20 protein-coding genes are annotated in these 24796 nt (G+C 72.2%); 15 read left to right on the forward strand and 5 right to left on the reverse strand.

Annotated elements, in window-relative coordinates; all coding sequences use genetic code 11:
* Positions 1-71: 71 nt before the first annotated feature.
* Both ACWFR1_RS11450 and ACWFR1_RS11455 read right to left on the reverse strand, forming a co-directional pair.
* Positions 72-2522, reverse strand: a complete 2451-nt coding sequence (locus ACWFR1_RS11450) for an RICIN domain-containing protein (protein WP_453549207.1) — start codon at positions 2520-2522, stop codon at positions 72-74.
* A 200-nt stretch (positions 2523-2722) separates the two neighbouring features.
* A complete protein-coding gene (locus ACWFR1_RS11455) occupies positions 2723-4168 on the reverse strand; it encodes an RICIN domain-containing protein (RefSeq protein WP_453549209.1) in 1446 nt (481 codons plus the stop codon).
* Positions 4169-4587: 419 nt separating this feature from the next.
* On the opposite strand from ACWFR1_RS11455, the gene ACWFR1_RS11460 reads away from it, so the two are divergent.
* The 4 genes from ACWFR1_RS11460 to ACWFR1_RS11475 all read left to right on the forward strand — a co-directional run bounded on the left by ACWFR1_RS11460 (position 4588) and on the right by ACWFR1_RS11475 (position 9284).
* Entirely contained in the window at positions 4588-5571 is a 984-nt protein-coding gene (locus ACWFR1_RS11460) for a LacI family DNA-binding transcriptional regulator (protein WP_453549212.1), read from the forward strand.
* A gap of 365 nt (positions 5572-5936) precedes the next feature.
* Positions 5937-6863 (forward strand): carbohydrate ABC transporter permease, encoded by a 927-nt coding sequence (locus ACWFR1_RS11465; RefSeq protein ID WP_453549215.1) that lies wholly within the window; start codon positions 5937-5939, stop codon positions 6861-6863.
* A gap of 4 nt (positions 6864-6867) precedes the next feature.
* Positions 6868-7854, forward strand: coding sequence for a carbohydrate ABC transporter permease (locus ACWFR1_RS11470; protein ID WP_453549217.1), 987 nt, complete (start codon positions 6868-6870; stop codon positions 7852-7854).
* A gap of 83 nt (positions 7855-7937) precedes the next feature.
* On the forward strand, positions 7938-9284 hold the full coding sequence (locus ACWFR1_RS11475) for an ABC transporter substrate-binding protein (protein ID WP_453549219.1): 1347 nt from the start codon (positions 7938-7940) through the stop codon (positions 9282-9284).
* Between the two features lie 78 nt (positions 9285-9362).
* Here ACWFR1_RS11475 and ACWFR1_RS11480 read toward each other — a convergent pair whose 3' ends face one another.
* On the reverse strand, positions 9363-10307 hold the full coding sequence (locus ACWFR1_RS11480; protein ID WP_453549221.1) for a LysR substrate-binding domain-containing protein: 945 nt from the start codon (positions 10305-10307) through the stop codon (positions 9363-9365).
* A gap of 285 nt (positions 10308-10592) precedes the next feature.
* On the opposite strand from ACWFR1_RS11480, the gene ACWFR1_RS11485 reads away from it, so the two are divergent.
* The 11 genes from ACWFR1_RS11485 (at position 10593) to ACWFR1_RS11535 (ending at position 22438) form a co-directional block, all read left to right on the forward strand.
* Entirely contained in the window at positions 10593-12008 is a 1416-nt protein-coding gene (locus ACWFR1_RS11485) for a 2-hydroxymuconic semialdehyde dehydrogenase (protein ID WP_453549224.1), read from the forward strand.
* A gap of 38 nt (positions 12009-12046) precedes the next feature.
* On the forward strand, positions 12047-12862 hold the full coding sequence (locus ACWFR1_RS11490; RefSeq protein ID WP_453549226.1) for a 2-keto-4-pentenoate hydratase: 816 nt from the start codon (positions 12047-12049) through the stop codon (positions 12860-12862).
* Positions 12859-13611 (forward strand): 2-keto-4-pentenoate hydratase, encoded by a 753-nt coding sequence (locus ACWFR1_RS11495; RefSeq protein WP_453549228.1) that lies wholly within the window; start codon positions 12859-12861, stop codon positions 13609-13611. Before ACWFR1_RS11490 ends, ACWFR1_RS11495 begins: the two co-directional genes overlap by 4 nt.
* Positions 13608-14051, forward strand: a complete 444-nt coding sequence (locus tag ACWFR1_RS11500; RefSeq protein ID WP_453549230.1) for a RidA family protein — start codon at positions 13608-13610, stop codon at positions 14049-14051. The genes ACWFR1_RS11495 and ACWFR1_RS11500 overlap by 4 nt, the downstream gene beginning before the upstream one ends.
* Positions 14048-14620 (forward strand): 3-hydroxyanthranilate 3,4-dioxygenase, encoded by a 573-nt coding sequence (locus tag ACWFR1_RS11505; RefSeq protein ID WP_453549233.1) that lies wholly within the window; start codon positions 14048-14050, stop codon positions 14618-14620. The genes ACWFR1_RS11500 and ACWFR1_RS11505 overlap by 4 nt, the downstream gene beginning before the upstream one ends.
* Positions 14617-15639 carry an amidohydrolase family protein gene (locus ACWFR1_RS11510; protein ID WP_453549235.1) on the forward strand — a complete coding sequence of 341 codons (1023 nt, stop codon included), beginning with the start codon at positions 14617-14619 and terminating at the stop codon, positions 15637-15639. The genes ACWFR1_RS11505 and ACWFR1_RS11510 overlap by 4 nt, the downstream gene beginning before the upstream one ends.
* Entirely contained in the window at positions 15636-16550 is a 915-nt protein-coding gene (locus ACWFR1_RS11515; protein WP_453549237.1) for an acetaldehyde dehydrogenase (acetylating), read from the forward strand. The genes ACWFR1_RS11510 and ACWFR1_RS11515 overlap by 4 nt, the downstream gene beginning before the upstream one ends.
* The gene (dmpG, locus tag ACWFR1_RS11520) at positions 16547-17635 is read left to right on the forward strand and encodes a 4-hydroxy-2-oxovalerate aldolase (RefSeq protein ID WP_453549239.1); all 1089 of its coding nucleotides are present in this window, start codon (positions 16547-16549) and stop codon (positions 17633-17635) included. Before ACWFR1_RS11515 ends, dmpG begins: the two co-directional genes overlap by 4 nt.
* A gap of 64 nt (positions 17636-17699) precedes the next feature.
* Positions 17700-18944 (forward strand): kynureninase, encoded by a 1245-nt coding sequence (gene kynU, locus ACWFR1_RS11525; protein ID WP_453549277.1) that lies wholly within the window; start codon positions 17700-17702, stop codon positions 18942-18944.
* 180 nt (positions 18945-19124) lie between these two features.
* On the forward strand, positions 19125-20909 hold the full coding sequence (locus ACWFR1_RS11530) for a hypothetical protein (protein ID WP_453549241.1): 1785 nt from the start codon (positions 19125-19127) through the stop codon (positions 20907-20909).
* Between the two features lie 74 nt (positions 20910-20983).
* Complete coding sequence (locus ACWFR1_RS11535; RefSeq protein ID WP_453549243.1) at positions 20984-22438, forward strand: amino acid permease; 1455 nt, start codon at positions 20984-20986, stop codon at positions 22436-22438.
* A 111-nt stretch (positions 22439-22549) separates the two neighbouring features.
* On the opposite strand, the gene ACWFR1_RS11540 is transcribed toward ACWFR1_RS11535, so the two are convergent.
* Together ACWFR1_RS11540 and ACWFR1_RS11545 are read right to left on the reverse strand one after the other, a co-directional pair.
* On the reverse strand, positions 22550-23554 hold the full coding sequence (locus tag ACWFR1_RS11540; RefSeq protein WP_453549245.1) for an NADP-dependent oxidoreductase: 1005 nt from the start codon (positions 23552-23554) through the stop codon (positions 22550-22552).
* A 136-nt stretch (positions 23555-23690) separates the two neighbouring features.
* Positions 23691-24746 carry an aldo/keto reductase gene (locus ACWFR1_RS11545; protein ID WP_453549248.1) on the reverse strand — a complete coding sequence of 352 codons (1056 nt, stop codon included), beginning with the start codon at positions 24744-24746 and terminating at the stop codon, positions 23691-23693.
* Positions 24747-24796 lie beyond the last annotated feature (50 nt).

A 24796-nucleotide genomic window follows, 5' to 3' on the forward strand; every position in this document is an offset into this window, starting at 1 on the left:
CGGGCTCCGACCGGAGGGTCGGAGCCCGGCTGTTCGGCGTCGGCCGGGGCCCGGCGTCGGCTCTTTCCGCGTCAGCCCAGCCGGAGCTGCTGGCTCGCGCCGCCGTCGCAGGTCCGCTGCACGGCGGGCGCCCCGGCGGCGGTCGAGCCGCCGCTCACGCCCAGGCACTTGGCGCTGTGCCGGGCGGTCAGGGTGAGGTACCCGTCGCCCGTGGCGCGCACCGCCCACTCCTGGTTGCGGCCGCCGGTGCACCCGTACTGGAAGACCTCCGCGCCGTCGGCCGTGGACTCGCCGCTCACGTCGAGGCACTTCCCGCTGTGGCGGGCGACGACGGTCACGTAACCGCCGCCGGTGGGACGCAGCGACCACTGCTGGTTCGTGCCGGTGCCGCAGCCGTACTGGACGACGGCCACGCCGTCACCGGTCGAGGCGTTGACGACGTCGAGACACTGGGAGCTGTGCCGGAGGGAGAGCGTCTTCCAGACGTCGGGTGCCGTACCGGCGAAGGTCCAGGACTGGTTGCCGCCGGTCGTGGGCCGGTAGACGCCGACGGGCGCGCCGTCGGCGGTCGAGGCGCCCATGACGTCGAGGAGCTTCCCGGTGGCGGCGTTGATCAGGGTGTTGTGCCCGTCGCCCGTGGTCGAGCGGATCCACTGCTGGGCGGTGGACGATCCGGGCGAGGCGAGGACCAGGGCGTCGCCGGAGACGGAGAGCGCCTTGCCGGACCTGACGTGGGTGAGGCGGTAGGCGGCGGTGTTGCCCCAGTCGCCCGCGGACAGCTTGGTGAAGGTCCACTGCTGCCCGGTGTCGGACGGGACGGGGTTCTGCTGCACGACGGTGCTCTTGCCGCCCGAGGTGACGACGGCGAGGGCCTTGCCGCTGTGGTCGTTGAGCAGCCGGCGCGGTGTGTCGGTGGGTGCGGTGGTCGCCGTGGTGTTCACGCCGTCGACCGTGGGCAGGACGAACGTGGTCACGGAGCCGGGGCCGACGGTGGCCCTCAAGGTCCGGCCGGTGACCGCCGCGTCGCCCTCGCGCTGGAGGTTCTTGTCGGCGTCGGTGGTCCAGCGTTCGACGGGGCCGTCGGTGGCCGTCCGGAAGCCGTCGAGGTTCAGGGTGAGCTCGCGCGCCTCACCGCCGGCGTTGGTGTGGACGACGACCACGCCGCCCTCCGGCCGGACCGCCGCGAGGGTCTGCGGGTCGTCGGTGTTCATGACCCGCGCGCCGGGCCGGACGAAACGGCTGTAGTTCGCCATCGCCCAGTACTTCTTGTTCTTGCGCAGGGGCTCGGTCGCCGCGTCCTCGGGGGTGAAGTCCGTCTGGATCAGGCCCCAGTTGGAGTTCTCGCGGGACGGCGTCATGTTCTCGTAGTCCTCGACGGCCTGCCACAGGACCCAGGCGCGCGGTTCCAGCTCGCGCACGTCGTCGTTGATGCGCTGGGCGAGGTCGAGCGCGGGGCTCATGGCGGTGAAGCTCTGCGGGACGCTGCCGCCGAGGTCCACCTCGGACATCCACAGGGGCGTGGTCTCGCCCTTGGCGATGTCCCGCGCCCCGGTGCGGCCGTCCGTCCCGTACGTGTGGGTGTTGAGCCGGCCCACGGCGTCCCGGACGGCGGGGGCGTACGCCTCCCAGTCGGACCGGAACTTCCCCGGGTTGGTCTCGTCCATGGCGGCGACGGGGGTCGTCACGCCCTTGGCGTCGAGGGCGGCGCGCAGCGTCGTGATCATGCGGGCCTGGGAGGCCGGGTCCCAGTGGGAGCCCTCCTGGCGGCCGCCCGCGCGCCAGTAGTCGGTGTCGGGCTCGTTGACCGGCGAGAGGGAGTCGAAGGTGACGCCGGTGGCGGCCTGGGCCCGCTGGAGCGAGCCGGCGAGGTAAGCGGCGAACCGGTCGTACTGGTCGGAGCGGAGGTTGTCCTCCCAGGCGTTGTACGCGCCGGAGACCAGGCCGCTGCGGGTCATGAAGTAGGGCGCCGAGTTGGAGAACGCCTCGAAGGTGCTCGCGCCGCGCGCCTTGGCAGCCGAGAGCCACCAGCGCTGGTTGGCGTCGGCGTCGGGGTTCCAGTGGTCGGCGCGGTTCGGGTCCCACCAGTCGGGGGCCTCGGTGCCGGGCCGGTTCCAGTAGCCGGGGACGGCGCCGCCCGGCCGCATGTAGCGGGTGGTCTCGGGGCTGTCGCCGCCGCCGATGTTGTAGCGGGCGATGGTGAAGCCGAGGCCGTCGGCGCCGTAGAGGGCGTCGGCGAGGGCGTTGCGCTGTGCGTCGGGCCAGCCGCCGGTGACGTTGGCGAACCAGGCCAGTGCGGTGCCCCAGCCCTGGAAGGCCGGATGCTGATAGCTCGGGTCGAGGCGGACGGTCAGCGCCGTGGCCGGCGAGTCCGCGGCGGCCGCCGGGGACGCGGCGGGTCCGACCGTCGTGAGGGCGGTCGCCGCGAGGGCCGTGGCGACGCCCAGGGCGGCGAGCCTCCTCGACGGACGGGAGTGAGGTGACCGGGATCGGCGCGACGCCGGTCGGTTGCGGGTCGGGAACACGGGCTGCTCCTTGGGGAGGGGAGGTTGCGCGCCGGACAGCGGGGTGGCCCGGGACGTGGCCACTCCTGCCGATCTCGCGCCGGTCTCGCGGCGAGCGCACGGGCCGCCCTCGCGGGCGTACGACGCACGGGCCGTCCTCGTGGGCTGACGGCGCACGGGCCGGCGACGGCTGCGCCGCCGGCCCGCTCGGTGGGCGGCGGTCAGGCCGCCGCGCGCCGCCACTTCTGGTTGTCGCCGGAGTTGCAGGTCCACTGCTCGAGGGCGGTGCCGTCGCCCGTCGACCAGTTCATGACGTCGAGGCACTTTCCGCTGTGCCGGGCGACGAGTTCGACGTAGGCGGCCGTGTCGGTCGTCCGGACCTTCCACTGCTGGGAGGGGGAGCCGTCGCAGGTGTTCTGCACCGCCGGCGCGCCGTCCTCGGCCGAGGCCGCGGCGATGTCGAGGCACTTGCCGCTGTGCCGGGCCATGATCTGGACGTACCCGGTGCCCAGCTTCTTGATCCAGAAGTGCTGGTTGACGCCTTCGCCGCAGCCCCACTGGATCAGCCGCGCGCCGGCGCCCGTGTCGAAGTTCGCCACGTCGGCGCACTTGCCGCTGTGGCGGGCGGCCAGCGTCTCCCAGGCGACGCTCATCCCGGTCACGGTCCCGGCGGCGGTGTCGACGGTGACCTGCGGGGAGTACTCCATGGTCATGGAGGTGTCGGTGGGGAAGTCGAGCGGCAGCCAGACGTACTGGGAGTCGTTGACCGTGCCGCCCATGGAGTTGCCCCAGCGGTCGCCCATGTAGAGGTAGCTGGTGCCCTGGGCGCCCTGGACCGGCAGGACGTACGCGGTCTGGCTGCGGTAGGCCGTGGAGTCGCCGACGTCCTTCAGGGCGGTCCACGAACCGGTGATGCTGGAGGCGGTGGCGTACTTCTGCTGGTTCGGGGACCAGCCGGTGGCACCGGAGGTGAGGAGGAAGTAGACGCCGCCGCGCTTGAACATGGCAGGCGCCTCGCGCCACTGCCCCGCCCACAGCTTCTGGACCTGGGACTCGATCCCGGTGTAGTCCGCGGTCAGCCGGTACACGTGCAGGTCGGCGTTCTCGTTGGCGGCCGAGATCATGTAGCCCGTGCCGTCGGTGTCGACGAAGGTCGTGATGTCCCGGGACATGTGGCCGAGGGGCCGGAAGCTGCCGCGCCAGGTGTAGTCGCCGTCCACCGTGGACGAGACGGCGACGGCGGCGCGCGCCTCCCCGTAGTCCGAGCCGTTCTCCTTGTGCATCCACATCACGAACTGGCCGGTGGCGCTGTTGTACACGACCTTGGGCCGCTCGATGTTGGCCCAGGCCAGCTCCGGGTCCGAGGCCTCGGTCAGGACGTGGTGGCGGAACTCCCAGGTCCTCAGGTCGGTGGAGCGGTAGGCGGAGACGTACCGGAAGGTGTTGTCCGCGTTGCGGTTCTCGCCGAACCAGTAGTAGTACTCGCCGACCTTGACCACGCCACCGCCGTGGGCGTGCACGGGGCTGCCGTCGGGGGCGGTGAACTGGGTCCCGTTGGCGATGGTCACCGGGGCGGCGTACGCGGTGCCCACGGCGCCGAGAAGGGAGAGGAGGAGGGCGGAGAGGGCGGCGAAGAGCGCCGCCGTTCCGGAGATCTTGAGTCGCATGTCGCGATACCTCGTGGTGTTCGTCGGACCGGGCGCTCCGCGCGGGCAGCGCGGACTCCGACCGCTGGGGTCGGCAGCGGGGGGCGCCCGGGAGAGATGGCCGACCGGTGGGGACGTGTGGTCGGCCTCTGGGAGGGGGTGGCCGGTCGATCCAGGCCGTTCCGATCACCGGATCTACGTAATGTTTTCGTAAACACGGTGTAGCCGGAAGTTTGTGAGGCCCGCGAGACGCTGTCAAGGAGTTGGGCGGAGACGGTCCGGGTTTTTGACCCGACGGCGTGTTTGCGTCAACATTGACGGGCGGGAGCGCATACCGCGCGCACGCGCCGGGCCTCGGGAAGAGCGGGAAAAGGCGGTCGACTGTGGCGGAGAAGGCGGCGAGAGCACCTCGCTCGCGCACACCCCGGAAGTGGCCCTCGATGGCCGAGGTCGCGGCGAAGGCGGGTGTTTCCTCCCAGACCGTGTCCCGCGTGGCCAACAACCACGACAACGTCGACGAGACGACCCGCGCCAAGGTGTTGGAGGCCATGCAGGTCCTCGGATACCGGCCCAACGCGGCGGCCCGGGCGCTGGTCACCGGCAAGTTCGGGGCGCTCGGCGTGGTCAGCTTCGACGTCGGCGCCCACGGCAACGCCCGGACGCTGGCGGCCATCGCCGACGCGGCGCGCGAGGCCGGCTTCTCGGTCAACTTCATGGGGATCCGCGCGCAGACCGAAGCGGCCGTGCAGCAGGCCTTCCGCCACCTCATGCTGCAGTCCGTCGACGGCATCGTGCTGATCGAGTCGCAGATGCTCGACACGCCGTCGCTGCGCCTGCCGCCCACGATGCCGGTGGTCGTCGCCGACGGCGACACCGGGCACCGCTACCCGAACGTCGACTTCGACCAGGCCCGGGGCACCCAGAGCGTGGTCAACCACCTGCTCGAACTGGGCCATCGCACGGTGCACCACGTCAGCGGCCCGCGCGACTCCTTCGCGGCCCGGCGGCGCTCCGCGGCCTGGGAGCGCACCCTGGTCGCGGCCGGGGCCCTCGTACCCCCGACGCAGTACGGCGACTGGAGCGCCGAGTCCGGCTATCTGGCCGGTCGTACGCTCGCCGAGGCGCCCGACGTCACGGCGGTGTTCGCGGCGAACGACCAGATGGCGCTCGGCGTGCTGCGCGCCATGCGCGAGGCGGGGCGGAAGGTGCCGGACGAGGTCAGCGTGGCGGGCTTCGACGACGTCCCGGAGGCCCCGTTCTTCGAGCCGCCGCTCACCACCGTCCACCAGGACTTCGACGTGGTGGGCCGGCACTGCGTGACCCTGCTCCTGGAGCAGATCGAGCGCCGCGCCAACGGCCCGCACCGGCTCGCCGTGGAACCCACCCTCGTGGTCCGGGGCAGCACGGCACCCCCGCCCGCCTGACAGGCACGGACGAGCCCGAGCCCCACCACCTGACGGACACGAGCAGCACCGCACCCCCGCCCGCCTGATCGGCAGAACACTCCCAGGCCCGCCCGCCTACCCCGCGGGCGGGCCTTTCCGCGCGCCCACGACCGGCCTCCCCCGCACGGCACGACCGACCGTCGCGCCCCTGCCGCCGCCTGAATCCCGCCTGTTCGCTATCGCGCCGTGCTTGACGCCCGTCTCGCGGTGGTGCCACCATCAGGCCATCGATGATTACGTAAACATGGCTCATCGGATCAGTCTTCCTCCGGCCTGTCGGCCCTGAGGCCCCGCCTCCCCGCACCCCGTTCCCGACCGGTCGGTCAACGACGCAAGGAACCACCATGACGCTCCTGTCGACGTCCGCACGGGCAGTCCCACCACCCCGGCCACGACGCCGCCGCCCCCTCGGTCGGTACGCCCTCACCGGATGGGGATTCGCCGGCCCGTTCGTCGCGGTCTTCGCCCTCGTCTTCCTCGCACCGATCGGGTACGCCGCCTATCTGAGCCTCTTCCGGGACCGGCTGATCGGCGGCCGGTCGTTCGTGGGCGCGGACAACTACGTGCGGGCCCTGACCGACCCGCGGTTCTGGGACGGGATGGCCCGGGTCGGCCTGTTCCTGGCCGTGCAGGTGCCGGTCATGCTCGGCATCGCGCTGCTCGTCGCCCTGGCGGTCGACAGCGGGAGGCTCTACGGGAAGTCGTTCTTCCGCGTCGGCGTCTTCCTGCCGTACGCCGTCCCGGCCGTCGTCGCGAGCCTCATGTGGGGCTTCATCTACGGCACCCGGTTCGGCCTCGTCGGCAACCTCAACGACGCGTTCGGCCTGTCCCTGCCCGACCCGCTCTCCCCCTCGCTCGTGCTGGCATCGATCGGCAACATCGTGACCTGGGAGTTCGTCGGCTACAACATGCTGATCTTCTACTCGGCCCTCAAGGTCGTACCCCGCTCGCTCTACGAGGCCGCGGCCATCGACGGAGCCGGGGAATGGCGGGTCATCGCCTCGATCAAGCTCCCCGCGATCCGCGGCGCCCTCGTCATCGCCACGATCTTCTCGATCATCGGCAGCTTCCAGCTCTTCAACGAGCCCAGCATCCTGCAGAAGCTCGCACCCAACGCGCTCACCAACGACTTCACCCCCAACCTGTACACGTACTCGCTGTCCTTCGCCGGACAGCAGCACAACTACGCGGCGACCGTGGCCATCGTGATGGGCGTGATCACCGCGATCATCGCCTACACGGTCCAGCTGCGCGGCATGCGGAAGGGCTGAGCCGATGACCACCTCCCTCACCACCACGGCTTCCGACTCCGCCACCCCGCCCCCCGGCCGCCGCGCCACCGCCGCTCCTCCGGCCGCCACGCGCGGGTCGGGGACCGCGACGGCGAAGCGCAAGGGGCGCCTCCCCCACACTCCGCTCCACCCCCGGCCCAGTGTGCCGCTGACCCTCGCGACCGGCCTGGTCCTCCTCTACACCCTGCTTCCGCTCGGCTGGCTGGTCATCAACGCCACCAAGGACCAGAACGGCCTGTTCGACTCCTTCGGGCTCTGGTTCGCCGACGAGTCGCACTTCTGGGACAACGTCACCCGCACGCTCACGTACGACGACGGGGTCTTCGTCCGCTGGCTGCTCAACACCCTGCTGTACGTCGTCGCCGGCGCGGGCGGCGCCACGGTCCTCGCCGTCCTCGGCGGGTACGCCCTCGCCAAGTACGACTTCCCCGGCCGCCGCGCGGTCTTCGCCGTGGTCCTGGGGGCCGTGGCCGTACCGGGCACCGCCCTCGCCGTCCCCACCTTTCTGATGTTCAGCAACATGGGTCTGACGAACACCCCTTGGGCGGTGATCATCCCGTCCCTGATCTCGCCCTTCGGGCTCTACCTGATGTGGGTCTTCGCCGCCGAGGCGGTCCCCGCCGAGCTCCTGGAGGCCGCGCGCATCGACGGCTCCGGCGAGCTGCGCACCTTCTTCACGATCGCCCTGCCGCTGCTGATGCCGGGCACCGTCACCGTGCTGCTGTTCTCGATGGTCGCGACCTGGAACAACTACTTCCTGCCGCTGATCATGATCAAGGATCCCGACTGGTACCCCCTGACCCTCGGCCTGAACGCCTGGAACGCGCAGGCCCAGACGGCGGGCGGCGAGGCCGTGTTCGACCTCATCATCACCGGCTCCCTGCTGACGATCGTGCCGATCGTGGCCGTCTTCCTGCTGCTCCAGCGGTACTGGCAGTCGGGCCTGGCCGCGGGCAGCGTCAAGGAATGACCCCGCCGCACCCCGTTCTTCCCTCTCCTTCCCCTTCGCCTTCTCCCGCCTCCCCACCGCATCACCGACCAGGAGCACAGCCCATGACAACGCACTCCGCACGCAGGCTCCTCGGCGCCCTCGCCGTCGCCTCCACGCTCGCGCTGACCGCCACCGCCTGCGGTTCCGACGCCCCGGACGCCGCTGCCGGCGAGGGCTCCCCGCAGGACATCCAGGCAGCGCTCGACAAGGGCGGCAAGGTGACCGTGTGGGCCTGGGAGCCCACGCTCAAGAAGGTGGCTGAGGACTTCGAGAAGAAGTACCCCAAGGTCGACATCGAGCTGGTCAACGCCGGTACCGGCGACAAGCAGTACACCGCCCTGCAGAACGCGATGGCGGCCGGTTCCGGCGCCCCCGACGTCGCGCAGATCGAGTACTACGCCCTCGGGCAGTTCGCCATCGGCTCGTCGATAGAGGACCTCTCCTCCTACGGCGCCAAGCGGTACGGCACGACCTTCACGCCCGGCCCGTGGAACGCCGTCACCCAGGGCGCCGACGAGGCGATCCACGCCCTGCCCATGGACTCCGGCCCCATGGCGTTCTTCTACAACAAGAAGGTCTTCGACAAGCACGGCATCGCGGTGCCGTCCACCTGGGACGAGTACGTGGAAGCGGCCCGCGCCCTCCACAAGGCCGACCCGAAGATCTTCATCACCAACGACACCGGTGACGCCGGCGCCACGACCAGCCTCATCTGGCAGGCCGGCGGCCGCCCGTACAAGACCGACGGTACGGACGTCACCATCGACTTCGGCGACGAGGGCACCAAGAAGTACACCGACACCTGGCAGAAGCTCCTCGACGAGAAGCTGGTCGCGCCGGTCAGCTCGTGGAGCGACGCCTGGTACAAGGGCCTGGCCGACGGCTCCCTCGCGACCCTCTCCATCGGCGCCTGGATGCCGGCCAACCTCACCTCCGGCGTCGCGGCCGCCTCCGGCGACTGGCGGGTCGCGCCGCTGCCGCAGTGGAAGAAGGGCGACAAGACGAGCGCGGAGAACGGCGGCAGCTCGCTCGCCGTCCCGAAGGCGGCCAAGAACAAGGAACTCGCCTACGCCTTCACGGAGTTCGCGACCACCGGCACCGGAGCGGCCACCCGTGTCGCCGCCGGCGCCTTCCCGGCCACCCGCGCGGATCTGGAATCGAAGGCGTTCCTCGACGCCCCGTTCCCGTACTTCGGCGGCCAGAAGGCCAACCAGGTCTTCGCCGAGTCCGCCCGCAACGTCGGCGCCGACTGGTCCTACCTGCCCTACCAGGTGTACGCCAACGCGAACTTCAACGACACCGTGGGCAAGGCGTACGTCTCCCCGACCACGCTCACCGACGGGCTGAAGGCCTGGCAGGACGCCAGCGTCACCTACGGCAGGGACCAGGGCTTCACCGTCAACAAGTAGCCCCGCGCCGGCGAACGCGCCGTCGGCCTCCCCCACTGACGGCGGAGGTCGACACACCTCCGGACCGACAGACACGCCCTAGCCTTCCGGCGGCCCGCAGAGGGTCTCGCGCAGCAGGGCCGCTTCGTGGTCGAGGTGGTGCAGCAGGGCCTGCAGGGCCGGGGTGCGGGTGCGGTGTGCCGCCTCCGTGGTGCCCACCGTGCGACCCACCGAGGGGAGCTCGACCGGCAGGGCGGCGAGATGTTCGTCGGCGTGCAGGACCAGCTCGGGGAGCAGCGCGACCATGTCCGTCTGCAGCAGCAGGGCCCGCATGGTCAGGATCGACGTGCACTCGACCCGGTCCGCGGGCAGGGCGAGGCCCCGGTCCGCGAAGAGGGCGCCGAGCTCCTGGCGCAGGGCGGTCTGTTCGACCGGGAGGATCCACGGGAAGGCGAGGGTGTCCGTGAGCGTGACGTCGGAGGCCTCCGAAAGCGGGTGGCCGGCCCGGACGGCGAGCCGGATGCGTTCCCGGTAGAGCCGCCGCTGGCGCAGTCCGTCCCCCTCCTTGGGGGCCGGTCCCACCCGGCCGACGATGACGTCCAGTTCGCCCGCCAGCAGTGCCGGATGGAGGACATCCGGTGTTCCCTCCCGTACGACGACGGTGACCCGGGGCCGTTCCCGCTTGAGCTGGGCGACGGCACGGGGCAGCAGCACGTTGGTGCCGGCGAGGAGCGCGCCGACGGTCACCGTTCCCTCCCGGCCCTGGCGCAGTCCGGTGAGGTGTTCCCCGGCCCGTCGCATCTCGGCGATCACGGCGCGGGCGTGCTCGGCGAGTGCCTCTCCGTAGAGCGTCGTCCGCATGCCGCGCGGCATGCGGACGAAGAGCGGCAGGTCGGCGATGCCCTCCAGTTCGCGGAGGGTGCGGGTGGCGGCGGGCTGGGTGAGGTGGAGGGTCTCGGCCGCCCGCCCCACGCTGCCGTGGTCGACGATCGCGACGAGAAGGGTGAGGTGCCGGAACTTCAGCCGGCCGTCCAGGAGATCCATTGCCGGGGACTCCTTCCGTTTCCGTGAGCGGTCGGACGCTCGGGCCGATCGTACGGGCGGGCCGGGCGGCTAGGCCGGGCCGGGCCGGGCGGGTAGGCCGAGCCGTACGGTCAGGCCGGCCGGGCTGTCGGGCCCGCCGGACTTCTCCATACCCGAATCGGTATGAGTCCAGCACCTTTTGGCATTGGTTCGGTATGGCTGGTTGGGCGCATGATACCGGCACACGCCGGGGGCCGATTCCGAGGCCCCGGCCTGGCGACGGAGGTCTGCAAGGTGCGCTCACCTGTGCGGCATTACGTGGGGGGCGAGTTCGACACGTCGGGCGTCCCGTTCCCCCTCCTCGATCCGGCCCGTGGGACCGTCGTCGGCGAAGCGCCGTCGGCCTCCCGCACGTTGGTCGACCGTGCGGTGGGCGCGGCGCGCGGGGCACTGCGCGGCCCGTGGGCGTCCTGGAGCCCGGCGGACCGTTCGCGGCTGCTGCACCGGATCGCGGACGGCGTCGAGCTGCGCTTCGAGGAGTTCGTCGATGCCGAGTGCGCGGACACGGGGAAGCCCCGCGAGCTCGCCTCGACGATCGACATCCCGCGTGCGGTCGCCAACTTCCGGTCGTACGCGGACCTCCTGGCCGGTCGCGGCGAGCGGTCCTGGCACACGGCCACCCCTGACGGCCGTGGCGCGCTGAACTACACGGTGCGCAAACCGCTGGGCGTGGTCGCGGTGATCTCGCCGTGGAACCTGCCGCTGCTGCTGCTCACCTGGAAGGTGGCGCCCGCCCTCGCCACGGGGAACACCCTCGTCGCCAAGCCCTCCGAGCTGACCCCGGGCACGGCGTGCCTGCTGGCGGAGGTGATGGCGGAGGCCGGCGTGCCGGCGGGAGTCTTCAACGTCGTCCACGGCGGCGGTGCGGACGCCGCGGGGCAGTGGCTCACCGAGCATCCCGGGGTGGACGCCATCGCGTTCACCGGGGAGTCGCGTACGGGTGGGGCGATCATGCGCGCCGCCGCCGCGCGGCTTGCCCCCGTCTCGTTCGAGCTGGGCGGCAAGAACGCCGGACTCGTCTTCGCCGACGCGGATCTGGAGCAGGCCGTGGCGGGCACCCTCCGCTCGTCGTTCACCCACAGCGGGCAGGTGTGTCTCTGCACCGAGCGGGTGTACGTGGAGCGGTCGGTGTTCGACGCGTTCGCCGAGGCGCTGGCCGCCGGTGCCCGCGCGTTGAGCGGCTACGGCCCGATGGTCTCGGCGGCGCACCGCGACAAGGTCCTGGGCTACCTCGGCAAGGCCGCGGCCGACGGCGAGGTGCTCGCGGGGGGTGGCGTGCCACGGTTCTCCGACGACCGGGACGGTGGCTTCTGGGTGGAGCCGACCGTGCTGGCGGGACTCCCGGAGGACCACCCGGTGGTACGGGAGGAGATCTTCGGGCCCGTCGTCCATCTGGCGCCGTTCGACACCGAGGAGGAGGCGCTGGCGTACGCGAACGCCGGGCCGTACGGCCTGGCCGCCACGGTGTGGACGGGTGACGTGAGCCGGGCGCACCGGGTCGCCCCCGCCCTCGACGTCGGGATCGCCTGGGTCAACACCTGGAACCTGCGCGACCTCCGTACCCCCTTCGGAGGCGTGAAGGCCTCCGGGATCGGCCGCGAGGGCGGCGATCACTCCCTGGACTTCTTCTCCGAGCCGATGAATGTGTGCGTGAAGCTGTGAGCACGGCGGACGAAGCGGTGAGCACAGGTGGCGCGGCGGTGAGCACGGTGGACGAAGCGGTGGCGAGGGCCGCCGAGCGCCTCGACACGGCGCGCCTGACGGGCGTTCCCTGCGAGCCGGTCCGTGATCTGCTGCCCTCGGGGGACCTGGCGGCCGCCTATGCCGTCCAGACCGTCCTCGGCGAGCGCCGGATCGCGGAGGGACGCCGGGTCACGGGCTGGAAGATCGGTCTGACCTCGGCGGCCGTGCAGGCCCAGCTCGGCGTCGACACGCCGGACTTCGGCCGTCTGACGGACGACACGGCCGTCCCGGACGGCGCGGAGATCCCCTGGGGCACGGTGCTCCAGGCGCGGGCCGAGGCCGAGGTCGCCCTGGTTCTCGCACACGACCTCACCCATGAGCGGCACACCGTGGCCGATGTGATCCGGGCGACCGCGTTCGCGGTGCCCGCCGTCGAGGTGGTGGGCAGCCGGATCCGTGACTGGGACATCTCGGCCGTGGACACGATCGCCGACAACGCCTCCGGCGGCGCGTACGTCCTGGGCACCCGCCCCGTACCGCTGCGGGACCTCGATCTGCGGACCGTCGGCATGGTCCTTGAGCGGCGCGGTGAGCCCGTGTCCACCGGGGCCGGTGCCGCCTGCCTGGGCAATCCACTGCACGCCGCCGTGTGGCTGGCCGACACGCTCGCGCGGCTCGGCCACCCGCTGCGCGCCGGGGACACCGTGCTCACCGGCGCGCTCGGCCCCATGATCACCGTCGAGCCCGGTGACGTGCTCGAAGCCCGTATCGACGGCCTCGGTTCGGTGCGCGCGGCCTTCGGGCGCACCGGCCGGGAGGGAGACACCCGATGAACATCACGGCACTGGCCGAGGCGCTCGACTCGGCGGCTTGCGAAGGCCGTCCGCTGGCCGGCGGCGGAAGCGGTCCGAAGGACGTCGGGGAGGCGTACGCCGTCCAGGAGGCCCTGGTCGCCCGGCGGCTGGCCCGCGGCGAGCGGCTGACCGGCTTCAAGCTGGGCTTCACCAGCGTGGCCAAGATGCGGCAGATGGGCGTGTCCGACCTGATCCACGGGCGGCTGACGGACCGGATGGAGATTCCCGACGGGGGGCGTTTCGACGCCTCGGGTCTCATCCACCCCCGGGTCGAGCCCGAGGTGGCCTTCCTTCTCGGCGACACCCTGCGTCCCGGGGGCGACCCCATGGCGGCGGTCGCGGCCGTGGCCCCGGCGCTGGAGGTCATCGACTCCCGATACGACGGGTTCCGGTTCTCGCTTCCCGAGGTGATCGCCGACAACACCTCCGCCGCGGGGTACGCCGTGGGGCCCTGGAACGCCCCGGGCGACCTGGGCGACCTGGGCAACCGCGGTGTCCTGCTGGAGCTCGACGGGCGCCTGGCCGAGGCCGGTTCCACCGCGGCGATCCTCGGGCATCCGCTGCGGGCCCTCGCGGCCGCGGCCCGGCTCGCCGGTGCGCTGGAGCCCGGCACGGTGATCCTGGCCGGCGCGGCGACCGCCGCCGTACCACTGCCACCCGGGACGCATGTACGGGCCACGGTCGCCGGCCTCGGCAGCGTCCGGTTCACCACCGGGGAGGGCGTGTGATCGTGCCCGGCGCCGCCCCGCCCCGCGGACGGTTCCCCCACTTCCGGCGTGCGGGCGACCTGGTCTTCGTCTCCGGTACGAGCGCGCGGCGCCCCGACGGCACGTTCGCCGGCGCGAGCGCCGACGCGATGGGCGTCACGGACCTCGACATCCGTGCCCAGACCCGTGCCGTGCTCGACAACATGGCGCGTCTGCTGGCCGCGGCGGGCGGCGGCCTGGAGGACCTGGTCTCCGTCACCACGTACCTGGTCGGCATGAACGACTTCGGCGGCTACAACGAGGTCTACGGCGAGTACTTCGACGAGGGCGGTCCGGCCCGCACCACCGTCGCCGTCCACCAGCTCCCCCATCCGCACCTGCTGATCGAGATCAGCGGCGTCGCCCACATCCCGCAGCACACGCCCGTGTCCGCCTCCCGGAACAAGGAACCGCGCCGATGACCATGAGACCGTTCAACCTCCAGTCCTGGATCGAGGAACACCGCCACCTGCTCAGGCCGCCGGTCGGCAACGTCCAGATCTGGCAGGACGCCGAGCTGATGGTGACGGTCGTGGGCGGCCCGAACCGCCGCACCGACTTCCACGACGACCCGATCGAGGAGTTCTTCTACCAGCTCAAGGGCGACATGGTGCTCCGCGTCATGGACGAGGAGGGGAGCCCGCCGCGCGACATCCACATCCGTGAGGGGGACGTCTTCCTCCTCCCGCCGCACGTACGGCACTCCCCGCAGCGGCCGGAGGAGGACAGCATCGGCCTGGTCGTCGAGTTCGCCAGGCCGCACGGTCAGCGCGACGCCTTCGAGTGGTACTGCACCGCGTGCCACCACCTGGTGCACCGCAGCGAGGTGCAGCTCACCTCGATCGTCGACGACCTCCCGCCGGTGTTCGACTCCTTCTACGGCGACGAGGCCGCACGCACCTGCGGCAACTGCGGCGCCGTGCACCCGGGCAGGGACTGGCCCGAGGAGCTGCGTCCGCGCACCCGTCGCGACGAGGCGGGCGGCGCATGACCGTCGTCGACATCCACGCCCACGTCTTCCCGGAGATCGGCCGTGCCGAGTCGCGGCGGCTCACCGGCGCCGACGACGGCCCCTGGCTGCGGACCACGGACGGTCCCGACGCCGGGATGATGATGTCCGGATCCGTCGAGTACCGGCCGGTCCGCCGCACCCTGTGGGACCCGGCGGAGCGCGTCGCCGACCTGGACCGGCTCGGCGTGGACATCCAGGTGCTGTCCAGCACCCCGCTGCTCTTCGGTTACGGGCTGGAGTCCGGGCGCGCCACCGACTGGTGCCGTACGGTCAACTCCCGCCTCCTCGCGTACGGTGCGTACGCCCCGCACCGGCTGGCCCCGCTGTGCCAGGTGCCGCTCCAGGACACCGAGGCGGCCTGCGCCCTGCTCAGCGAGGCGATGCGCGAGGGGTTCCACGGTGTCCACATCGGCAACCACCTCGGCGACCGCGACCTCGACCACGGGGCGCTCGTGGAGTTCCTCACGCACTGCGCCGACGAGGACGCGGCCGTCCTGGTCCATCCCTGGGACCTGCCGGCCGGCCCGCGCTTCTCCCGATACATGCTGGCCTGGCTGGCGGGCATGGCGGCCGAGACCCATCTGACCATCCTGTCGCTGATCCTGTCCGGCGCCTTCGAGCGTCTGCCGGCCTCGCTGCGGCTGCTGTTCGCCCACGGAGGTGGCAGCTTCCCGTACCTCCTGGGCCGGGCCGACAACGCGTGGCACCGCCGTGACCTCGTCCGCGCCGACAGTCCCCACCCGCCCTCGCACTACACCCGGCGCTTCTCCGTCGACTCGGCCGTCTTCGACCCCGGCGCGCTGCGGCTGCTCGTGGACGTGATGGGCGCGGAGCGGGTCCTGCTCGGCTCCGACCATCCCTTCCCGCTCGGCGAGGAGGAGATCGGCCGGCTGGTGCGGGAGAGCGCGCTCACCCCGGACGAGACCGAGGCCGTCCTCGGCGGCAACGCCGTCCGCTTCTTCGGTCTCACCCCGCTGCTGAAGGAGGCCGTCCGATGAGGGCAGCCGTGATCGGATCGGGCAACATCGGCACCGATCTCCTCGTCAAGATCGTCCGGGGCTCGGGGCACGTCACCGCCGCCGCGATGATCGGCATCGACCCGGAGTCAGACGGGCTCGCACGCGCCCGCCGGCTCGGTGTGCGGACCAGCGCGGACGGTGTGGCGGGGCTGCTGGCGCTCGACGACTTCGACGACATCGACATCGTCTTCGACGCCACGTCAGCCGCCGCCCACCACCGGAACGCCGCCGCGCTCGCGCCGTACGGCAAGCGGATCGTCGACCTCACCCCGGCGGCCATCGGCCCGTACGTCGTCCCGCCCGTCAATCTCGACGAGCACCTCGACGCCACCGACCTGAACATGGTCACCTGCGGCGGCCAGGCCACCGTCCCGATCGTCGCCGCCGTCTCGGCGGTGACACCGGTGCACTACGCGGAGATCGTCGCCTCGATCGCCTCGCGGTCGGCGGGCCCCGGCACCCGGGCGAACATCGACGAGTTCACCGAGACCACCGCCCGCGCCCTGGAGCGGGTGGGCGGCGCGGCCCGGGGCAAGGCGATCATCGTCCTCAACCCGGCGGAGCCGGCGCTGTTGATGCGCGACACCGTGCACTGCGTCGTCGACGACTGCGACACGGATCGCGTGGCCGCCTCGGTGCACGCGATGGCCGCGTCCGTCGCCGCGTACGTGCCCGGCTACCGGCTCAAGCAGGAACCGCAGTTCCGCGCGCTGCCGGACGGTGATCCGCACACGCGTCTGGCCGGGGGCGGGCGGCTGCTCGTCTCCGTCTACCTGGAGGTGGAGGGCGCCGCCCACTACCTCCCGGCCTACGCCGGAAACCTCGACATCATGACCTCCGCCGCGCTGCGCACCGCCGAGCGCCTGGCCGAACGGAGTCCGGCCCGATGACCTCGGTCTACGTCCAGGACGTCACCCTTCGCGACGGCATGCACGCCGTGGCGCACCGCTACACCCTCGACCAGGTGCGGGCCGTCGCGGCCGCCCTGGAGGCCGCCGGCGTGGACGCCGTCGAGGTCGCCCACGGCGACGGCCTCTCCGGCTCCTCCGTCACCTACGGCCCCGGCGCGCACACCGACTGGGAATGGCTGGAGGCGGCGGCCGAGGTGCTCGACCGGGCCAGGCTCACCACCCTCCTGCTGCCCGGAGTCGGCACGGCGGCGGATCTGCGCCGCGCCCACGCCCTCGGGGTCACGTCCGTGCGCGTCGCCACCCACTGCACGGAGGCGGACATCTCCGCCCAGCACATCGGTCTTGCCCGGGAGCTGGGAATGGACGTGGCGGGCTTCCTGATGATGTCCCACATGGCCCCGCCGGCCGAACTGGCCGCCCAGGCGCGCCTCATGGAGTCGTACGGCGCGCACTGCGTCTACGTCACGGACTCCGGCGGCCGGCTGACCATGGACGGCGTACGGGACCGGGTCCGCGCGTACCGCGACGTCCTCGACCCCGCCACCGAGATCGGCATCCACGCCCACCACAACCTCGGCCTGGGCGTGGCCAACAGCGTCACCGCGGTGGAGGCGGGCGCGTACCGCGTGGACGCCTCGCTCGCGGGCCAGGGCGCCGGCGCGGGGAACGCGCCGCTGGAGCCGACGGTGGCCGTCTTCGACCTGATGGGCTGGGAGCACGGCTGCGACCTGTTCCCGCTGATGGACGCGGCGGAGGAGCTCGTACGGCCGACGCAGGACCGGCCCGTACAGGTGGACCGGGAGACGCTGACCCTGGGATACGCCGGGGTGTACTCCAGCTTCCTGAGGCACGCGGAGGCCACCGCCCTGCGGCACGGTGTCGACACCCGGGACCTGCTCGTGGCGGCCGGACGGCGGCGGCTCGTCGGCGGGCAGGAGGACCTGCTCGCGGACATCGCGCTGGATCTCGTCCGCGACCGTGACGCCGCCGCGCCCGCCCTCGCCACGGCCGCCGCCCCCTCCCGTACCCCCTCCCCCGCCGCTTCTCCCGCACCCACGGAGTGACCTCGTGCCGACCGGAAGACCGATCGAAGACCGCGCCGGAGCGTCCGCCGCGCTGGACACCGCCCTGCTCGACACCGCCAGGCTCGACGCCGCCGCGCTGGACGCCGCCGACCCGCTCGCTCACGTCCGCGACCGCTTCCTCCTCCCCGAGGGGGTCGTCTACCTCGACGGCAACTCGCTCGGCGCCCTGCCCGCCGCCGTCCCCCCGGCGGTCGAGGACGCCGTGCACCGGCAGTGGGGCACCGACCTGATCCGCTCCTGGAACGCCAACGGCTGGTGGGAGGCACCGGTACGGACCGGCGACGCCATCGGCCGGCTGATCGGCGCGGCCCCGGGGCAGGTGGTGGCCGGGGACTCGACCAGCGTCCAGCTGTTCAACACCCTGCTCGCCGCCGCCCGGATGCGCCCCGGCCGACGGCTGCTGCTGACCGATCCCGACCACTTCCCCACCGACCAGTACATCGCCGACTCGGTGGGACGGCTCCTCGGCCTGGAGGTCCGCCGGGTGCCCGCACGCGAGGCCGCCGCGGTGCTGGCCGCCGAGGGGACGGACGTCGCGGTCGCCGCCTACGCCCCGGTGGACTACCGCACCGGCGAGCTGTACGACATGGCCGCGCTCACCGCCGCCGCGCACGCCGCGGGAGCCCTCGCGCACTGGGACCTGTGCCACGCGGCGGGCGCCCTGCCGATCGCACTCGACGCGGTGGCGGCGGACTTCGCGGTCGGCTGTGGCTACAAGTACCTCTCCGGCGGCCCCGGGGCCCCGGCGTTCGCCTACGTCGCCGACCGTCACCAGCGGGCCTTCGACCACCCGGTCACCGGCTGGCACGGACACGCGGAGCCGTTCGCCATGGCCGGTACGTACGCCCCCGCGGCGGGCATCACCCGGGCCCGCATCGGCACGCCGGCCCTCCTCTCGCTGGTCGCCCTGGAGGCCGCGCTGACGGCGTACGACGGTGTGGACATGGCGTCCGTGCGGGCGAAGAGCCTCTCGCTGACCGGGTTCTTCCAGCGGTGCGCCGACACCCTCCTCGACGGGATGGGCTTCACCATGGCCACCCCGCGCGAGCCCGGGCGCCGGGGCAGCCAGGTCGCCCTGCGGCACCCGGAGGCGTATCCGCTGGTCGCCGCGCTCACCGAGCGGGGGGTCATCGGCGACATGCGCGCCCCGGACCTGCTGCGGTTCGGCTTCAACGCCCTCTACGTCACGCACGCGGACGTGCTGCACGCCGTGTGCGCGCTGGGGGACATCGTGGCCACCGGTGCCCACCGGGCCGCCGCGTTCCAGCAGCGGCCGACGGTCACCTGACCGGTTCGCACGACCACCCGGCTCGCGCGATCCCCGCGGTCACCGGATCCGCGTGCCCGCCGCGCGACCGGGTCCGCGCCGGTCGGTCCCTTTCCGTACCGGCGGGCCGTGCCGTGCCTGCGCACGGCCGGCGCCCCTTCGCACGTCCACTCTCCGCCGCCGAGAACCCGAGGACAGTCCATGCGATCCCTCCGCACACGAACGACCCTGGCCGCGGCAGTCGCCGCCGTCACCGCCGCGACCCTGCTCGTGCCGGGCGGCTCCGGCGCCACCACCGCGACCGCCGCCACCCCGACCGCCGCCGCCCCCGATCCGAACATCCCCGACGTCTGCGCCGACCGCCGCCCGGAGCCGGCGGACCCCGGCGCGTACGGCATGCAGCTGGACGACACCTTCCGCCACCCGGCCCTCACCCCGGTCGACGAGGAGCACGAGCACTCCTTCCCCGGCCGCAACGAGGCGTACGACACCCGCTCGTACATCAAGAACATGAAGGTCGAAGCCGCTTACGAGGGCGAGGACTTCACCCCGGACTACTTCCACACCTGGCAGAACATCGTCGACTTCGACGGCCGCCGCTACATGTTCCAGTACGACCGCTCCGAGGGTCGCGTCTACGACATCACCGACGTGAGGAGCGTGAAGGTCGTCGAGCGGATGAGCCGCGGGGACGTGGACGGCGACGAGACGAGGTCCAACGGCGACTGGGCGGCCAACGACTACTGGGGCGCCTCCACCGTCCAGTGGAACGAGAGGCTCGACGCCTACGTCATGGTGCAGAGCTTCGAAGACAAGCGGCAGATCCAGGAGCTCACGGACGACCCGGCGCACGACAAGTACAACAACCCCGAGGGCGTCAGGAAGTTGCGGGAGAAGCCGGGGCTCAAGGGCTTCAAGGTCTTCCGCCTGGACGGTCCCCGCAAGAAGGACTGGAAGCTCCTCGCGACCGTCTCCACCGACGCCACCCAGAAGGACCCCCTCAGGAGCGACCCCGGCACGGCGCAGCAGGGCTCCGGCTCCCTCGACACGCCGTACTGGACCGGCGGGCGGTACATGTTCATCGCGACGGCCCCCGACGACACGTACTCCGGCACGGAGTACCCCACCAACCTGCACTCGGCGGGCTACCAGTCCTGGGACATGGCCGACCCGGCCCACCCGAAGCTCCTCGACACCTGGCACCTGCCGGGCCAGCGGACGGGTGAGGACGCGGCGTACCGGAAGAACCCGCGCTGCGGCAACCGCACCAGCTGGATGGGCGCACGGATGCCGCTGTTCGTCCCCAAGCCCGTGGAACAGGGCGGGCGTTACGCGTTCGCGGCCATGGGCGGCTACGGCCTGACCGTCCTCGACATCTCGGACCCGGCCGACATGAGGACCGTGAGCCACCTGGACCTGCCGCCGTCCGTGTCGGGCACCGAGGGCGACAACATCGACGTCTCCCAGTACGAGCGGACCGGGATCGTCTACTACTCCGGCTACCCCCTCACCGAGGACTGCTACGAGCCGTACAAGGACGTCTACCAGATCGACGCCAAGGACCCGAAGAACCCCCGCGTCGTCGGCGTCCTGCCCCGCCCGACCCCGCCGCCGTCGGCCGGCTTCACCGACTTCTGCCAGCGTCGCGGCAGCTTCGGCCCCAAGCGGACCGGCTCCTACACCAACCCCGGCCGGCACACCCCCGGCGTGCTCGGATACGGCTTCTACAACGCGGGCGTCCAGTTCTTCGACGTCTCCGACCCGGCCGCGCCGGAGATCGACGCGTACTTCGTGCCGAAGGCGTACGGCACGGGGACGCCGGAGTACGCGTACGGCAACCAGACGCACGGCGTGTACGTGGAGTGGGACCGCAACATCGCCTGGGTGCTGACCAACCACGGCATCTACGCGCTGTCCTCGCCGAAGGTGCTGGGCAAGCCCGACCTGAACCGGCCCGAAAAGCCCTTCCGCACCAGCGAGTTCTGATCGCGGACCCCGCCCCGTCCGCTCCCGCCGCCCCCGGCACTCCCGCCCCGCACCCGTACGGAAGGACACCCGTCATGGCCGCTCCGGAAAGACCCGCCCAGGCCCCCACACCCCCTCAGGCTCCCGCCTCACCTGCCGGCGCGCACGGCGAGCCCGGGAAGGACACGGGCCTCGTCCGCTCCCTCACCCCTCGCCAGACGACGATGATCGGCCTGGGCTCCGCGCTCGGGACGGGCCTGTTCCTCGGCTCCGGGTCGGCGATATCCGCCGCGGGACCCGCGGTGATCATCTCGTACGCGATCGGCGCCGTCCTGGTCGCCGTCATCGCGGTCCTGCTCGGCGAGATGTCCGCCGCGCATCCCGTGCAGGGCTCGTTCGGCGCCGTCGCACACCGGTACCTGGGCCCCTGGGCCGGCTTCGTCACCCGCTGGACGTACTGGTTCAGCGCCGTCGTGGTCATCGGTACGGAGGTCGTCGCCGCCGCGCTCTACATCCGCTGGTGGTGGCCCGGCGTGCCGATGTCGGCGGCCATCCTCGCGGTCGCGACGCTGGTGCTCGCGGTCAACATCATCAACGTGAAGTCCTTCGGCAACACCGAGTTCTGGCTGTCCGCCATCAAGGTGACCGCGCTCGGAGCGTTCATCCTGTGCGCCGCCTTCCTCGTGTTCTTCGGCCTGCCGGACCACGAGGCCACCGGCCTCGCGCACCTCACCGACGACGGCGGGTTCGTGCCGCACGGTGCCAAGTCCGTCTGGATCGCCATGTCCGTGGTGATGTTCGCGTACGCCGGATTCGAGGTCGTCGCCATCGCGTCGGCCGAGGCCACCGACCCGCAGCGCTCCATCCGCACCGCGATGCGCCAACTCGCCTGGCGGCTCAGCGTCTTCTACGTCCTGGCGATCACCCTGGTCGTGGCGCTGATCCCGTGGCAGCGGCTGGCCGCCGGTGACGGCAGCGTCGAGGCGAGCCCGTTCGTACGGGTCTTCTCCGACATCGGCGTGCCGGCCGCCGCGACACTCACCAACCTCGTCGTGCTCATCGCGGCCGTCTCCGCCGCGAACGCCCACCTGTACGGTGCCTCCCGGCTCCTGCACTCCCTCGGCGACGACGGCCTCGCCCCGGCGCCCCTGGCCCGCCTCACCTCACGCGGCGTCCCGGCCAACGCCCTCGCCGCCTCCACCCTGGGCATCGCGGCCGCCGCGCTGCTCGCCTTCTACGACGTCGCCGGCGTCTTCGGCATCCTGATGTCGATCGCGCTCTTCGCCGTCCTGCTCGTCTGGCTGCTGATCCTCGCCTCGTACGTCGCCTTCCGGCGCCACCGTGACGCGCATCCCGAGGAGTTCACGGGGTTCAGCATCCCCGGCGGGAGCAAGCTCGCCCTCGTGGCCGGGGCCGGCGTGCTGGTCGTCGCCGCCACCGCGATCGAGGTCCCGGACATGCGCCAGGCGGCGGGCGTCGGGCTCACCTTCACGGTGGTCCTGCTCGGCTGCTACGCCCTGACCGTCCTCCGCCGGTCCCGTAGGACCTGAGCGGACGGCAGGCCGGAAACCGGCGGTGCCACCGTCGCACCGGTGACACCAGTGGGCTCCCGCAGCACGGCGGGGGCCCGCTTCACGTTCGGTGAGCCACTGCGCCGGCGCTCACGTCATGGCGACGACGACCTTGCCGGCCTTGGCCCGTCCCTTCTCGACGTACTCCATGGCCTGGAGGGTCTCGCCGAAGGGGAAGACGCTGTCGACGACGGGGCGGATCTTTCCGGCGTCGATGAGCGGGGTGAGTTCGCGCAGCTGGTCGCCGCTGGCCTTCATGAACAGGAACGAGTACGTCACGCCCCGGCGCTTGGCGCTGCGCCGGGTCCTGAGGCTCAGCGCGCTCATGGCCAGGCGGATGACCGGGTTCGCGCCGATCTCGCGGGCGAAGGCGGCGTCGGGCGGGCCCGCGACGCTGATGGCCGTGCCGCCGGGCCTGAGCACGCGCAGGGATCTGGCGAGGTTCTCGCCGCCGAGGCTGTCCAGGACGACGTCGTATCCGTCCAGGAGGGTCTCGAAGTCCTGGGTGCGGTAGTCGATGACCTCGTCCGCGCCGAGGTCCCTGACCAGGTCGACGTTGGCGGTGCTCGCGGTGGCGGCCACGTGCGCGCCCAGCGCCTTGGCCAGCTGGACCGCGATCGAGCCGAGGCCGCCGGCGCCCGCGTGGACGAGGACCTTCTGGCCGGGCCGCACGCGGGCCCGCACGACGAGTGCCTGCCATGCGGTCAGGGCCACCAGGGGCAGAGAGGCGGCCTCGGTCATGGTGAGGCCGGCCGGCTTGGGAGCCAGATCGTCCTGGTGGACGGCGATGAGTTCGGCGAAGGTGCCGATGCGGTCCTTGTCGGGCCGTGCGTAGACCTCGTCGCCCACCGCGAAGCGGGTGACGGCCGGGCCGACCCGGACCACCACTCCTGCGAGGTCGTTGCCCAGGACGAGCGGGAGACGGTAGGGCAGGAACGCCTTGAAGGCCCCGTCGCGCAGCTTGATGTCCAGCGGGTTGACGCCCGCCGCCCGGATCTCGACCAGGACGTCCTCGGCGCCCACCTGCGGGTCGGGTACGTCGGCGGCGTGCATCTCGGCCGGGCCGCCGTACTTCTCGACCAGGAAGGCCTTCATCGTCGTCTCCGTTCCGTCTCCCGTCCGTGGGAGGTCGGGGTTGTCCGTCGCACCGGGCTTCTCCCCGTACGAGTCGGTCTGTGCCGTTTTTTGGCCGCGGCGCGGGCCGCGCTGTGTCCTCAGCCGCGATCGTCTGTCAGGCCACCGGTACGGCCGGGGCGGCGACGCGGTCGGCGGCGCCTCCCTGGAGCCGGTCCAGGGAAGAGGCGATCCCCTCGTGGGGCACGCCCAGCGGCACCGCGCTGACCTCGGCCAGGCGGGTGTACTGCTCGTCGGTCAGCCGGACGTCGAGGGCGCCGAGGTAGCTGTCGAGCTGGGCGAGGTCGCGCGGGCCGATGATCGGGACGAGCGTGGCGACGGACCGGGCGGCGCGCTCGCGCACCCAGGCCACCGCCACCTGGGCGGGTGCCACGCCGGTCTCCTCGGCGACGGCCAGGACGGTGTCGACGACGGCGGTCTTCCGGCCGGTGCTCTCGGTGTGGATGGCCATGCCCAGGTCGGTCAGGCGCCCCTCGGTGGAGTTGCGGTACTTGCCGGTGAGCAGACCGCCGCCGAGCGGGGACCACAGGGCGGCGCCCAGTCCGAGGCTCTCGGCCATGGGCAGGAGTTCACGGTCGGCGGTGCGCTCGACGAGGCTGTACTCGTGCTGGATGCCGATGATCGGAGCCTGGTTCCTCAGATCGGCGAGGGTCACGGCGCGCGAGACGCGCCAGGCGGGGAAGTTGGACAGGGCGGCGTGGTGCATCTTGCCGGCGCTCACCAGGTCGTCGAGCCCGCGCAGGATCTCCTCCATCGGCGTGAGCTCGTCGGGGAAGTGCACCCACAGCAGGTCGATGTAGTCGGTGCCCAGGCGCTTCAGGCTCGCCTCCACCGAGGCGACCATGTTCTTCCGGCTGTTGCCGGTCTTGGAGATGTCCGGCTGCGGGGCGGCGCCGAGGGCGAACTTGGTGGCCAGGACGAAGTGGTCACGGTCGGCGGAGATCAGTTTTCCGGTCAGCTCTTCCGATTCGCCGAACTGGTAGCCGTCGGCGCTGTCGAGGAAGGTGCCGCCGGCCTCGGCGAACCGGTCGAAGATCCGGCGTGCCTCGTCCGGCTCGGCGCCGGCGCCCCAGCCCGTGCCGAAGTTCGCCGTGCCGAGCGCGTACTCGGAGACACGCAGTCCGGTCCGGTGCCCGAAGGTCGTATGACGCATGAGATGTCCTTGCGTGAGGGGTGGGAAGGCGGCCGCGCCGGGGTGGAGGG

The organism is Streptomyces sp. NPDC055103, from assembly GCF_053607625.1.